At 65.2% G+C, this 12,739-nt stretch carries 11 protein-coding genes and 3 pseudogenes; 9 read left to right on the top strand and 5 right to left on the bottom strand.

Going from position 1 to position 12,739, the window contains the following annotated elements; translation table 11 throughout:
* Nucleotides 1-88 precede the first annotated feature (88 nt).
* The 3 genes and pseudogenes from ACGFU7_RS46190 to ACGFU7_RS46180 all read left to right on the top strand — a co-directional run.
* Nucleotides 89-2,305 (top strand): annotated as a pseudogene (locus tag ACGFU7_RS46190) (polymorphic toxin-type HINT domain-containing protein); the annotation flags it as partial.
* A gap of 308 nt (nucleotides 2,306-2,613) precedes the next feature.
* Nucleotides 2,614-2,859 (top strand): DUF2283 domain-containing protein, encoded by a 246-nt coding sequence (locus ACGFU7_RS46185; protein WP_393704637.1) that lies wholly within the window; start codon nucleotides 2,614-2,616, stop codon nucleotides 2,857-2,859.
* A gap of 193 nt (nucleotides 2,860-3,052) precedes the next feature.
* Complete coding sequence (locus ACGFU7_RS46180) at nucleotides 3,053-4,258, top strand: IS4 family transposase (RefSeq protein WP_393704635.1); 1,206 nt, start codon at nucleotides 3,053-3,055, stop codon at nucleotides 4,256-4,258.
* A 444-nt stretch (nucleotides 4,259-4,702) separates the two neighbouring features.
* On the opposite strand, the pseudogene ACGFU7_RS46175 reads toward ACGFU7_RS46180, so the two are convergent.
* Nucleotides 4,703-4,859, bottom strand: a pseudogene (locus ACGFU7_RS46175) (transposase); the annotation flags it as partial.
* Nucleotides 4,860-4,874: 15 nt separating this feature from the next.
* Here ACGFU7_RS46175 and ACGFU7_RS46170 point away from each other — a divergent pair.
* From ACGFU7_RS46170 to ACGFU7_RS46150, 5 genes and pseudogenes are all read left to right on the top strand, one after another.
* Entirely contained in the window at nucleotides 4,875-6,125 is a 1,251-nt protein-coding gene (locus ACGFU7_RS46170) for an IS256 family transposase (RefSeq protein ID WP_393704639.1), read from the top strand.
* Nucleotides 6,122-6,622 carry a hypothetical protein gene (locus ACGFU7_RS46165; RefSeq protein ID WP_393704633.1) on the top strand — a complete coding sequence of 167 codons (501 nt, stop codon included), beginning with the start codon at nucleotides 6,122-6,124 and terminating at the stop codon, nucleotides 6,620-6,622. Before ACGFU7_RS46170 ends, ACGFU7_RS46165 begins: the two co-directional genes overlap by 4 nt.
* 600 nt (nucleotides 6,623-7,222) lie before the next feature.
* The gene (locus tag ACGFU7_RS46160) at nucleotides 7,223-7,381 is read left to right on the top strand and encodes a hypothetical protein (protein WP_393704631.1); all 159 of its coding nucleotides are present in this window, start codon (nucleotides 7,223-7,225) and stop codon (nucleotides 7,379-7,381) included.
* 10 nt (nucleotides 7,382-7,391) lie between these two features.
* A pseudogene (locus ACGFU7_RS46155) lies at nucleotides 7,392-7,493 on the top strand (transporter); the annotation flags it as partial.
* A 295-nt stretch (nucleotides 7,494-7,788) separates the two neighbouring features.
* Complete coding sequence (locus ACGFU7_RS46150) at nucleotides 7,789-9,141, top strand: IS701 family transposase (protein WP_393704630.1); 1,353 nt, start codon at nucleotides 7,789-7,791, stop codon at nucleotides 9,139-9,141.
* Nucleotides 9,142-9,252: 111 nt separating this feature from the next.
* Here ACGFU7_RS46150 and ACGFU7_RS46145 read toward each other — a convergent pair whose 3' ends face one another.
* Nucleotides 9,253-9,819, bottom strand: coding sequence for an SMI1/KNR4 family protein (locus tag ACGFU7_RS46145; protein ID WP_389980594.1), 567 nt, complete (start codon nucleotides 9,817-9,819; stop codon nucleotides 9,253-9,255).
* 190 nt (nucleotides 9,820-10,009) lie between these two features.
* Here ACGFU7_RS46145 and ACGFU7_RS46140 point away from each other — a divergent pair, with 190 nt between their 5' ends.
* Nucleotides 10,010-10,690, top strand: a complete 681-nt coding sequence (locus tag ACGFU7_RS46140; RefSeq protein ID WP_393704628.1) for an Imm43 family immunity protein — start codon at nucleotides 10,010-10,012, stop codon at nucleotides 10,688-10,690.
* Between the two features lie 168 nt (nucleotides 10,691-10,858).
* Here ACGFU7_RS46140 and ACGFU7_RS46135 read toward each other — a convergent pair whose 3' ends face one another.
* From ACGFU7_RS46135 to ACGFU7_RS46125, 3 genes are all read right to left on the bottom strand, one after another.
* Nucleotides 10,859-11,155, bottom strand: a complete 297-nt coding sequence (locus ACGFU7_RS46135; protein WP_393704627.1) for a transposase — start codon at nucleotides 11,153-11,155, stop codon at nucleotides 10,859-10,861.
* Complete coding sequence (locus tag ACGFU7_RS46130; RefSeq protein ID WP_393704625.1) at nucleotides 11,139-11,459, bottom strand: IS3 family transposase; 321 nt, start codon at nucleotides 11,457-11,459, stop codon at nucleotides 11,139-11,141. Before ACGFU7_RS46130 ends, ACGFU7_RS46135 begins: the two co-directional genes overlap by 17 nt.
* 67 nt (nucleotides 11,460-11,526) lie before the next feature.
* Nucleotides 11,527-11,838, bottom strand: a complete 312-nt coding sequence (locus ACGFU7_RS46125) for a transposase (protein ID WP_393704623.1) — start codon at nucleotides 11,836-11,838, stop codon at nucleotides 11,527-11,529.
* Between the last annotated feature and the right edge of the window lie 901 nt (nucleotides 11,839-12,739).

The following is a 12,739-nucleotide window of genomic DNA, read 5'->3' as shown; positions in this document are numbered from 1 at the left end:
AGCTACCTCGCCGGGCTCCACCTCCGCGCCTCGATGATCTGGATCAAAGACCTCACCCAGGCAACCTCTTGATCACAACCCGATACGCGCCCTAGGCGGCCTGCCCTCCGAGATTATCGACCACGGCTACAACAACGTGGGCCAGATCACGTCAGTTGGCGGCTCCACCGGCTACCTCCTGGGCACCACCTACTCACCGCTCGGCCAGCCCTGGGAACAACTCCTGGGAACAGCCAACACGGCCGATCACAAAAAGGTATCCATCAGGAACACCTTCGAAGACGGCACCGGCCGCCTCACCCGCAGCAACGTCAAAGCCGACGCCCAGCCCTACATGCTGCAGGACCTCAACTACAGCTTCGACCAGGTCGGGAACGTCACCTCCATCACCGACTCCACCACACTCGGCGGCACCAGTAGCGCCGAAACCCAGTGCTTCGCCTACGACGGCCACCGCCGCCTCACCGAAGCCTGGACCCCCAGCCAACAAAAGTGCTCCGACCCCCGCAGTGCGAGCAGCCTGTCCGGACCGGCCCCGTACTGGACCAGCTACACCTACAACACAGCCGGCCAGCGCACGACGGAAACCGCCCACAAGACCGCTGGCGACACCAAGACCACCTACTGCTATACCAAGACCGATCAACCGCACTTCCTGACCGGCACCACGACCAAGGGCGACTGCGCCGCCCGGGAACGCACCTACACACCCGACACGACCGGCAACACAACCAAACGGCCCGGAGCTTCAGCAACCCAGGACCTGGCGTGGTCCGAGGAAGGCAAGCTCGCCAAGCTGACCGAGAACGGCAAGGCAACCGACTACCTCTACGACGCCGCAGGCGAGCTGCTGATCCGCAACACCGCGGGCGGCGAGCGGGTCCTGTACACCGGAGCCACCGAACTCCACCTGCGCACCGACGGCACCACGTGGGCCCAGCGCTACTACTCTGCCGGTGGCCAAACGGTAGCCATGCGCTCCAACGAGTCCGGCACCAACAAGCTCACCTACCTCGCCGGCGACCACCACGGCACTTCGAGCCTCGCCATCAGCGCCGACAGCACCCAAACGGTCAGCAAGCGCTACATGACCCCCTTCGGCGCCGAACGCGGCAAGCCCACCGGCACCGCATGGCCCGACGACAAGGGCTTCCTCGGCAAGACAACCGAGGAAACCACCGGACTCACCCACATCGGCGCCCGCGAATACGACCCCACCATCGGTCAGTTCATCAGCATCGACCCCATCCTCGACCCGGCCCAGCCCCAATCCCTCAACGGATACAGCTACGCCAACAACACCCCCGTTACCGCATCCGACCCCTCCGGCCTCTGGTGCGACAGCTGCAACGACGGGAAGGGCTGGACACGCCCCGACGGTGGAACCAGGGGCGATGAGAACGGGGGCAAAAACCCCGACGGCAGCGTCCGCGGCACACCCGGATTCCCCAGTACCCGACCCGCGCCCGCTGGCTACAGCAACAGCCCCGGAGCCGGAAAGGTCATAACAAATCTGGGGCACGGCGCCCCCGCGCTGCCACCGCCGGACGTCTACCGGGACTACCAGTCGAAGCTCCCCGGCGTCGCACAGATGAGCAACCTCGGCACCTACATGCCGGAACTCAGCTACGCACTCAACGTAGAGCTCTACTTCAGGGAACGCTGCAGCTTCTCATTCGACGAATCATGCTTCGCCATCCGCGACTTCTACACCAAGGGTGAGGACTCCCAGGGGCTTCCCAAGTACTGGGCCCACGTCGACGACGTCCCCCTCATCAACACGTGCCCCATATGCCAGAACATTGGCTTCGAGGCGCTGATGACGGCGCTGCCCGTAGGGAAATTCAAATACGCGCCGAAGTGCTTCCTGGCTGGCACCGACGTCCTCATGGCCGACGGCGATACCAAAGACATCGAAGACATCGAAGTCGGCGACATGGTCATGGCCACCGACCCGGAGACGGGGAAGCAGGGCCCAAGAAGGGTGACGCGCCTCATCCGAAGCGAGGGTGAGAAGCAACTCAATACGCTCACTATTCTCACGCCGGACGGTTCGGAAAAGCTCACGGCCACACGCGAGCACCCCTTCTGGTCCCCGTCCGAGCGGGCCTGGGTGGAAACAGGAGATCTCGCCCCAGGGATGACGCTGCGGACCGATACCGGTGAAACAGTCGAGATCACCGGGAACAAGTCCTTCACCAAGCGCACCAAAACCTACAACTTCACCGTCGACGAGCTCCACACGTACTATGTGCTCGCTGGAAATACGCCGGTACTGGTGCACAACTCATGCGGCGATCCTGCTCATGCAGCTGATTGCTACTGCAATTGGGGTGAGCCGGTCGTTCCGCGTCCCAACGTCGTCGGAAAGGCTGATGAATTCACGCTTCACGCTATGCAGCGTCTGGGGCAGCGTGGGGTTTCGACGGAGGATGCTCAGGCCGTTCTTGGGAGAGAGCCCTTCTCTTACAAGCATGACGATCAGTGGAAGATGGGCTACTATGATCCAAATTCCAAGGTGTTTGTCGCCAAGACCATCGATGGGAACATCAACACCGTGATGACCAATGTGGACCAGGCCTACATCAACCGCCTTCAGGGACGGCGCTGACCATGGCGGACATCAGAGTCACATACGATCAGAAGGCGAATGCGGCGTACATCTACTTCGCCGACCCGCAAGCGCGCCCGAAGGTGGCGCGCATGTATCCCTGTGATCCGGTCGAGGTCGGGGGCATGATCAACCTCGACTTCGATGAGGACGGGCGCCTCGTTGGTATCGAGGTGCTGGCGGCCAGTTCAAAGCTGCCCGGGTACTTGCTCGACGTAGCGGAGCGACTCGACATGGAGGGTGCCTGAACGGCACCAACGGGTTCCGAATCGATTTCTCGAATTTGGAGCCTTCCTCTCGGTTGGCTTGCGACTTTTCGAGATACCGCCAGGCGTCATTCCGAGACCTTGGCGTGTCTCCCGGGAGGCAGAGGGCTCGTTAGCCTCAATACCAGTGACTTAAGGGCCTCGGCTGGTAGCGTGGCATCCAGGAGGTGCCTGGATGCCACGACCTGGGCAGGTCAAGCCGGAGACGGATGAGCGGTTGTCGGACCGGATCGCGGTCGGGCTGCTGACACGTACGTTTCCGCCGGAGCTGGTGGACCGGGTGGTCGCCGAGTGCGGCCGTTCTGGCCTGCGCACTCGGCTGCTGCCGCCGCGGGTGGTGGTCTATTTCGTGCTGGCGATGTGCCTGTTCTCGGGGCAGGGCTATGAGGAGGTCGCGCGGCTGCTCACGCAGGGTCTGACCTGGGCGAAGCGTTGGTCGGGCTCGTGGCAGGTGCCGAGTACGGCGGCGATCTCGCGGGCGCGGGTGAAGCTGGGGCCGGAGCCTTTGAAGGCGCTGTTCGCCGAGGTTGCCCGGCCGTTGGCGACCGAGGAGACTCGGGGTGCCCGGTATGGGCGGTGGCGGCTGGTGGCGATCGACGGCACGGTCTTCGATGTGCCGGACAGCGAGCAGAACGCCGCGCATTTCGGGCGGCCGAAGACCCATCGCACCGAGCGGTGCGCGTATCCGCAGGTGCGGATGGTGGCGCTGGCCGAGTGTGGCACCCACGCCATCACCGCCGCCGCCCTGGGGTCGCTGTCGTCCTCCGAACCGGCCCTGGCTCGTGGGCTGTTCGGTCATCTCGGCGAGGGGGATCTGTTGCTGGCCGACCGTGGGTTCACCGGGGTGGAGCTGTGGCGGGCGGCCTCGGCCGGCGGCGCGGACCTGCTGTGGCGGATCCGCTCGCATCAGATCCTGCCGGTGTGCGAGGAACTTCCCGACGGCTCTTATCTGTCGGAGATCGTCGTCGCGAAGGACCGTAAGCGCGCCGACCCCACGACCGTGCGGGTCGTCGAGTACACACTTCACGGCACAGGCTTTCCCGAACAGGATGCCCCCTACCGGCTGATCACCACGATCCTCGACCCCGAGGCCGCCCCGGCCGCCGACCTGGCCGCCCTCTATCACGAGCGGTGGGAGATCGAGACCACGCTGGACGAGCTGAAGACCCACCAGCGCGGTCCCGCCCAGGTCCTGCGCTCCCGCTCGCCCGACGGTGTCGAGCAGGAAGTCTGGGGCCACCTGCTGGTCCACTACGCCATTCGCAGCCTGATGCACGACACCGCGGACGCCGCCCAACTCGACGCCGACCGGCTCTCCTTCACCCGCAGCCTCCGCCTCGCCCGCCGCCAGGTCACCGCGCAGGCGGCCTTTTCCCCCTGACCACCTGGCCACAGCCCTCGCCGAAGGTCTGCGGGAGATAACCCGGCACCTGCTGCCCGCCCGCCGCAGACGCTTCAACCCCCCGCGTCATCAAACGCAAGATGTCCGGCTTCGGCGTCAAACGCGACGAACATCGACACCCTCCGCAACCCGACCAGAGCCCGGCCGAGGCCGTCGCCATCGCCCCGCACTGGCGCACAGCCTCAATCAACCCACCGACGAAGGTCCCACGAAGCTGGGACGCTATCCCTTAAGTCACTGGTATTGTCGTTAGCCTCGATCTTGCGTGAGGGTTCGTCAGCTTGCTGACGTACCCTTTCGGCTTGTTCGGGGTGGTGGTTTCTGTGGGTGGGCAGGTTGGTGGCCCGGTTGTCGCGTCGGGTGGGCGCCGGGTTCCACGGTTCCGGTGGGTGGTGCTGCTCTTTGGGACGGGGAAGCTGCTGGTCAGCCGGGGTTGGGAAGGGCTTGGAGCTGGTTGAGAGCGTGGATGATGACGTCGGTCCAGGGCCAGTGGCCCCGCGAGTCGGAGGATTCGACGCCGGCCGGTGGTGACGAGTTGGGCGGCGGCGGAGAACAGCCGTTGACGCAGGCGTTTGACCTCCCTGGAGCTACCCGACTGCTCAGCGTAGTGAACGCCGACGGCTCCACCGAGTCCGGCTCCCTGATCGACGAGATCGTCCGTGAGGGCGCCCGGCGGATGCTCGCCGCCGCACTGGAGGCCGAAGTCAACCAGTACATAGCCGAGTTGGCCGCCGAGACGGACGAGGCCGGGCGCCGCCTGGTGGTCCGCAACGGCCACCACCGGCCTCGCACCGTGACCACCGCCGCGGGTCCTGTCGAGGTCACGGCCCCGCGCGTGAATGACAAGCGGGTGGACGCGGCCACCGGCGAGCGGATGCGGTTCTCCTCGAAGATCCTGCCGCCGTGGTGCCGCAAGTCGCCCAAGGTCAGCGAGGTGCTGCCGCTGCTCTACCTGCACGGGCTGTCTTCGGGGGACTTCGTGCCCGCGCTGGGGCAGTTCCTGGGCTCGGCGGCGGGGCTGTCGCCGGCCACCGTGACCCGGCTGACGAAGCAGTGGAGTGACGACCATGCCGCCTTCCAGCAGCGCGACCTCGCGAGCGGCGACTACGTGTACGTGTGGGCGGACGGGGTGCACCCCAAGGTCCGGCTCGGACAGGCGCGCTCCTGTGTCCTGGTGCTCATGGGAGTGCGCCTGGACGGCACCAAGGAACTGATCGCGCTGGCCGAGGGGCTGCGGGACTCGACCGAGTCCTGGGCCGACCTGCTTCGCGACTGCCGTCGGCGGGGCATGCGCAATCCCGAGCTGGTCGTCGGTGACGGCGCGATGGGGCTGTGGAAGGCGCTGGCTGAGGTGTTCCCGGCTGCCCGCCATCAGCGGTGCTGGGTCCACAAGGCCCGGAATGTCACGAACGCCCTGCCGAAGTCCGCACAGCCGGGCGCGACGAAGGCATTGCAGGAGATCTGCAACGCCGAGGACCGTTCGCACGCCGAGAAGGCGATCGAGGCGTTCGCGAAGACCTACGGCACGAAGTGGCCCAAGGCCGTCGCGAAGATCACCGACGACCAGGAGGAACTGCTGGCGTTCTACGACTTCCCGGCCGAGCACTGGATCCACCTGCGGACCACGAACCCCATCGAGTCGACCTTCTCCACCGTCAAACTCCGCACCAAGGTCACCCGCGGCGCCGGCAGCCCAGCAGCCGCACTCGCCATGGTGTTCAAGCTCGTCGAGTCCGCCCAAGCCCGCTGGCGCGCGGTCACCGGAGCCCACCTCGTCGCCCTGGTCCGGGGGGGCGCCAGGTTCGAAAACGGCGTCCTGGTCGAGCGACAGGAGCAGGCCGCATGAACCACCACAACGCTCCGCAGGAGGAACCGGCCGAGCACCTCCGCTTCGCGGCCTACCTGAGCGAGCTGGAGCAGGTCTCTGACGCCGACGAGGCCGACCTGGTCAGCGAAGTCCTCGCTGATCCGGACCAGACGATGGCCCAGTCCGCCGTCCTGCGGCACCTGGATCGCCGGGCCACCGACATCCACCCCGGCCCTGCCTACGAGCCATGGGCCGAGTGGATGACCCAGGTCACCGTCCGCCATCCGGTCCTGGCCCGTCGCCTGCAGGAATGGTCTCTCTTCCGCGCCATCACGCTCGGGCAGCACTGGCGCCGTGACGCCTTGCTCGAGTCCTCCGACTGGCTCCAACTCAAAACTGCCGCCGGTCCGAACACCGAGGCCGTTGAGGTCCTCGCCGAGCACGGTCGCTCCAAGCGGATTCGCAACACGGCCAGAATCAACCTCAAGCAGTCGAGCCCGCGCTCTGCCGCAAGTCAACGCATCCACAAGTCTTGACTATTGCTCCGTGGGGCGGGCTGGCGGCCTTTCTCTGGCATCAGGCCTGACACGTAATCAACGACTCGATGATCAGAAGGAAATGTAAGGCGCCATGGACGTCTGCCAGGTAGCGGCTCACGCTGCTCGCCACCATCGGCCGCGCTGCGGTGGCACCGCCGGGGCAATGTCGTCCTCGGACTTCAGCATGGTGCGGGCGGCGTCGACAAAAGCAGTCAGCTTCCCATCAAGATCACGAGTGAGATTTTCCCTCGTCTCGTCCCGCCGACCGGGAACATTTGCGTCACGTGCGAGCCGATGGGCCTGTCCCTCCGAAAAGCCAGGGACAGCCAGAAGAAGTTCCAGGCGGGCTGAATAGGACATCCCGCTCCCTGCATTAAGGGCGCTATGGGCCGCGCTGGCAGCACGGGATGTCTCCTCGTCTCCAGCGAAGTTGAGGCGGAGTAGAGTCAGCTCGGCGTACGTGGTTGGTCCGCTACTCCGAGCAGCGCTCGAATATTCGCTAGCGCTGAGCAACACCGCTTGAGCAGCATCCACTACACCTTTGGATGCGATGAGTTCGATCTCGGCCTTTTTCAAAGATGCCGTCTGATACGCGGCGTGCGCCCTCACCGAACAGCGGACCTGCCCAAAAGCCCCTGCCAGGGCCTGACCCTCTACCAGGCCCTGAACCTCCTCCAACACCTGCTGGCCACCTGGACCGGAACCTGCCCCACCTGCCGACAACTCACCCCATGGCAGCCCTACGACACCACCTAACTAAGCCCTACTAGGCCACCATGGCACGGGAGACCTGGAGGTTCAGCTGCGCACGGAACGGAACCTGGAGCGCGCCCAGAACCTGTTCCGGCTCAGCTACGCCGCGGGGTGATGGAGCAGGGGCCGGCATTGCATGCTGTGTGGTGGTGAAGCCAGGGATCGTTGCTGTGCTGCCTCTCGGCGGGCGGTCAGGAAGTGGCGGTGGAGCTACAAGTATTCGGCGGATCCCCGGTTTCGGTAACCGGGGATCCGCCACTACATTGCCGCGTTCGCGATGTCGGATGGCTGCTCGGACGCCGGTCTGACACGGCAGCTGTAGTTCGTGAGGCGTAGGGCAACGCTGAGGGTCAGCATGGTGGGTGGGGTGCCTGCGAGCAGAGGTACGGCCACCTGCATCGTGATCGTTTGTGACGACGAATCAAGAGGCGGTGGCCGCGCAGGCCACGGTAGCGCACGGTCTGTGGGGCGAGTCCTTCGAGGGTCTGATGGGCCGGGTGGCGGGGCGTTTCCCGCGCCGGGAGACACGGCTGACCTGCCGGAACATGATCGAGGGCCTGTTGATGGTCAAGGACTCCGCGAACTGCTGGTCGCTGGCCGAGGCGATCGGCCACACCGGCCCGCACGTGCTGCAGCACTTCCTGTCCCGGGCCCGCTTCGACGACGAGGCGATACGCCGCTCGGCCTCGGCGTGGACGGTAGAGCAACTGGGCGACCGGGATGTGATGTTGGTGGTGGACGAGACGGGCGATGAGAAATCGTCCCTCGACGCGGTCGGCGCTGCCCGGCAGTACTCCGGGGCGCTGGGCGGGATCGGGCTGTGCCAGGTCGCGGTGTATCTGTCCTATGTGAGCGCGGAGAGGCACGCGCTGATCGACCGACGCCTGTACCTGGGCGAGGCATGGGCCGGTGACGATGAACGCCGTGAACTGGCCGGGGTGCCCGACGAGACGGTGTTCGCCACCAAGCCACAGCTAGCCGGCGACATGCTCGCCAGCGCGCACGCCGCGGGCATCCGCACCGCGTGGGTGGCGGCCGACGAGGTATACGGCGGCCGCGAGTTGCGCTGCCGTATCCGCGTACTGGGCTACGGCTATGCGATCGCCGTGCCCACCAGCCACCGCGTCACCACGCCGAGTGGGAAGAAACAGGTCACCGCGCTGCTGGAGCGTGTGCCGAAGCGGGCCTGGATGCGGCTGAAGACCGGCAACGGCACCAAAGGCGAGCGGCTCTACGACTGGGCGGTGATCGACGTGACTGCCGACGACACCCCGCCCGGTCAGGCCGACGGGCACAGCCAGGTCCTCATCCGGCGCCACCGCCGCACCGGCACCCTTTCCTTCTACCGCACCTGGCACCCCGACCCGCAACCGATATCGGTGCTGGTCAGCGCGGTCTGCCGCCGGTGGCGCGTCGAGGAGGACTTTCAGGGAGCCAAGGGACTGGCCCACCTCGATACCGGCCAGGTCACCTCCTGGACCTCCTGGCACCGCTGGAGCCTGATGAGCGTGCTTGTCTACGCCCTCCTCGCCGTCGGCGCCCTCCGCGAACGGCAACGCGCCAACCCCGACGACCCCGCCGACGACATGGCCATGGTGCCCGTCAGCCCACGCGAACTCCTCGCCCTGCTCCGGGCCTTCGTCCTGCCCGGCCCCGCCAGGACACCGATCCCGCGCACGCGCTCCGCTGGTCACACTGGCGGCGCCGACACCAGCATCGCGCAGCCGACTGCCACCGTCGCTGGAACAACGTCACAGCAGTAGCCACCGCATGACAGGAATCTCACGAGTCACGAACTACAGCTGCCGTGACAGCCCGCCTGCAGAATCCTTCGCCCTGAAGCTGATCTCTTAAGAACTTCCGGGAGGGGCGATCTAGTCGAATTCCTCAGGCTCGGGAATATATTCTTCCGGATAGGCAGAGATTTCAGCGATGGATTCTTCGAGCAGGTCTTCAAAGCTCGGAGCGACATAGCTCATCTCGTCCGGATCATGTGTGTATGCAATGATTTGACCAGGAGCACCCTCCTGCGTAGGGCAATAATCCTGTATCAGAATCCCTACACCTCCGCCGAGCGCGGCGAACGGCAGCCAACCGTCATTGAACCAGCCTGCCCGGATCCGAGGATCCCGTGGCTGTGGATCGAGATAGCCGGCATAGCGTGGGGCGTTGCGCTTCATGGAGTGTCGCCGCTCAGCCGCTGCCTCAATAGAGAGAAAGTCGTAACCGCTCAGATATCCCGGTCTGGCGAACACTGGCATCCAAGCTGGCCCCCCATCTGCCTCCAACCATGCCGCTCGCAATCCCGGATCCAGAGAGAATCCAAGATCGTTCTCAATATCCCGAAGTTCGGCTATAGACGCCGACGAAGAAAGCTCGAGCCATCCTTCGGACGCCAAGTAGATTTCTGCCAGAGCTTCCCGGTAAGCGTTGAATTCCATCGAGGGAACTCCCATCATCCACACTCAGTCCGCGCGCTTCAGGGAATCTTTGCACACCGCTCGACGGGCCGTTGCTGACGGTGCATGGCTGAAGATGGCGTCTGCGGGTCCCTACCGCGCCACCCTCGATCTCTGGCCTGCACCTCCCACGGGCTCTACCTCTCCGTCAACCCCCGGAGGACTTGCGACGTTGACCACTAAGCTGGCGGTGGCGGAGGCCGACTCCGCGTCAGGCTGGCGAACGGTGATGGACGCTTTGTACTTCGCGTTGGCATACAAAAAAGAGGCCCGCTGCCCCGTCTTCCTCAACGGAATGATCCACGAGGCGTTCTCGGACAATGGCTACGACAGGTCGATGCAGTACACCTGGCACTACGCCATGGGCCACGCCCCGCTGGCCGACCTTCCGCCCGAGCTGTGGCTGATCGCCAAGGACCGGGCATACGACTTCGACTTCCATACGTCGTTCGACGGGCACGTTGTCAGCGGCGACTTCCTGTCCCTGATGCAGTCCACCGACACTGGCAGCTGGCAGGCCGCGAGGCTGCATGCGGTGTCCACCAAGGGCAAACGGATCTCGGTGAAGGACTACTTCTTTGTAAAGTTCCCCCGGGCCGAGCTGCTGAAGGTCGAGGACGTGGTCGACCTCGAGAGGTCGAAAATCGACTACCGCCGCGACGGGCAGATCAAGAAGGTCTGGGAGCTCCGATTCAGGAAATCACCGGAGCGCGATCTGTTCTTCCTCGACTGCATCTCGCTCCTGGGTGTTGCCTTCTGCTCGGAGAGATTCACCGAAGGTGCGAAGCGGTTCAGGCCGAGGGGGGTCGAGTTCGTGGAGCTGCCTGAGATCGGGGCTATCCACAGCGCGTGACCGGACGCTCCGCCTCCGTGCGACGATCCTCCATCTCGTCGCCCTCGACACCTGACAGCGGACGCACCCACAACCAGCCCGGAGTCAACCCCCGAAGGACTTCGAGAGCCGACCACTAAGAGCCAGGGTGAGCTTGTTGCGCTTTGACGGACACCATTGGTGTGGTGGTCAGGCTGCGCGTGCGGTCTCGTACTCGGCGGGGCTGAGGTAGCCGAGGCTGCTGTGCAGTCGGTGCAAGTTGTACCAGCCCTCGATGAAATCGAAGATCGCGGTGCGGGCGGCGGCCCGGCTGGGCCAGGCGGCGGTGCCGAGCAGTTCGCGTTTGATGGTCGAGAAGAACGACTCTGCGAGCGCGTTGTCCCAGCACTGGCCGGCACGGCCGACCGACAGCCGGATCCCGAACTCGGCTGCGAGAGCGGCGAATTGCTGGCTGGTGTATTGGGCGGATTCAACCGGTCGTCGCAACACCGGTTTTCTGGGCCGAGTGTAGGTGTTCGTTGAGTGCCTCGGTCGGGGTCTTCCATCCGAGTGGGTCACGTGCCGTCGTCTGCGGTGACGGCCCGGCGGCCTGCATCAGTCGTGCGACACGACGGCGGCCGCACCCGGAACCCTCGCGCTTGAGGACAGCATGCACGCGCGGGGCCCCGTAGGTTCCGCGCGATCTCGCATGGACCTCGGCGATCTGCTCGGTCAGTTCGGCATCCCGCACCGCACGGGGTCCGGGCAGGCCGGAGCGACGGGCATAGAAGGCGGTCCGGGAGACCTTCATCAGCTCACACGCCCGTTTGACGCTGTGACCTGCCTGCTTCTCCGCCTCGATGAACGGGTGTGCACCGTCACCGGGTCTCCTTCGCGAAGAAAGCTGTGGTCCGCTTGAGGACGTCGACATCCTCGCGAAGCCGGCGGTTCCCCCGCCGCAACGCGGCCAACTCCTCGCGCTCACTGCTGGTCAGCCCGTTGCGCTCGCCCGCATCGACCTCGGCCTGCTTCACCCAGTCCCGCACCGCGGTCTCGGTGAGCTCAAAGTCCTTGGCGACCTGACCGACCGAACGGTCACCCCGTTGGCACAAACCGACGATCTCGGCCTTGAACTCCGGCGTGAACGAACGGCGAAGGCGCCGAGGCTTCTTCTTCCCCATGCTCTCCATGATGGACATCCTCCCGGGGCTGAACCCCTGATCTCGAATGTCCGTCAAAGCGGATCAAGCCCACCTCCCGCAGACTCTCTGAACCGCACACCCACACGAAACGATCGAACAGCTCAAACGTCACAAGATCAGCGACAGAGCCGATGAACGTGCAGAGCACGGTAGCCGCCGAATGGCGCCCATTGCCATGTGAGATGTCCAGCCTCCGGGATCTCGACCCTTTCTCCCCCATTGCTGTATGCGCGCGCGGAACGTTAGCTGGGCGATGAAGGACTGCCGCGGTCGGAGGCGGTCTGGCCCGTGCGGTTCGATCTTGCCTTTCGGGCGCTGGTGCCGCAACCACGCTGCTCCGTCTGGGAGTTCTGCGCCTTCTCACGACCTTCCCTCTCGGAGGAGAACGCGCTTGCCCACCTCGGCGAAGAAACAGCACTGCCCGGTGGCGCCGCCAACGGCCAGGTGCGGCCAGTGGGGCGAGGCGATCAGCGGCGTCAAAGCGACTGCCTCGGGATAAGACCTGCGGCGGTGAGCGCGTACCGACGGTACTCCGCGAGTCCATGGGCGGAACGGTTCTTCGTGACGTGGTCGCCCTGGTTGCTGCAGGACGGCGGCGAGGTCGCCGCCGTGATGTCGCTGGGTGGTGGTCGCCTACGACCGTGACGTTGACCTCGACCTGTCGCTCCCAGACGGGGAAGAGCCGCTGGCGATTCGAGGATCGGGACATTTCCTAATACCGGAGGGGGGTATATTGCTGACCCGAGAAGATATACCCCCCTCCGGTATAGGAGATAGTTATGTCAACCCCAACCGCCCCTCCAAGTCCACGCCGCTGGACGGCGCTCGTCCTCATAGCCCTGGCCCAGTTCGCGGTCATCATGGACACGTCCATCATCGGTGTGGCTCT

It is taken from the genome of Streptomyces sp. NPDC048473 (assembly GCF_043200155.1).
Classification (GTDB): domain Bacteria; phylum Actinomycetota; class Actinomycetes; order Streptomycetales; family Streptomycetaceae; genus Streptomyces.
This window is presented reverse-complemented; position numbering and strand designations above follow the sequence as displayed.

Excerpts from the sequence above, each read along its gene's own strand:
- ACGFU7_RS46185 (WP_393704637.1), top strand. The coding sequence starts at position 2,614 with ATGGCGGACATCAGAGTCACATACGATCAGAAGGCGAATGCGGCGTAC.
- ACGFU7_RS46180 (WP_393704635.1), top strand. The coding sequence starts at position 3,053 with ATGCCACGACCTGGGCAGGTCAAGCCGGAGACGGATGAGCGGTTGTCG.
- ACGFU7_RS46165 (WP_393704633.1), top strand. The coding sequence starts at position 6,122 with ATGAACCACCACAACGCTCCGCAGGAGGAACCGGCCGAGCACCTCCGC.
- ACGFU7_RS46145 (WP_389980594.1), bottom strand. The coding sequence starts at position 9,819 with ATGGAATTCAACGCTTACCGGGAAGCTCTGGCAGAAATCTACTTGGCG.
- ACGFU7_RS46130 (WP_393704625.1), bottom strand. The coding sequence starts at position 11,459 with ATGAAGGTCTCCCGGACCGCCTTCTATGCCCGTCGCTCCGGCCTGCCC.
- ACGFU7_RS46125 (WP_393704623.1), bottom strand. The coding sequence starts at position 11,838 with ATGGAGAGCATGGGGAAGAAGAAGCCTCGGCGCCTTCGCCGTTCGTTC.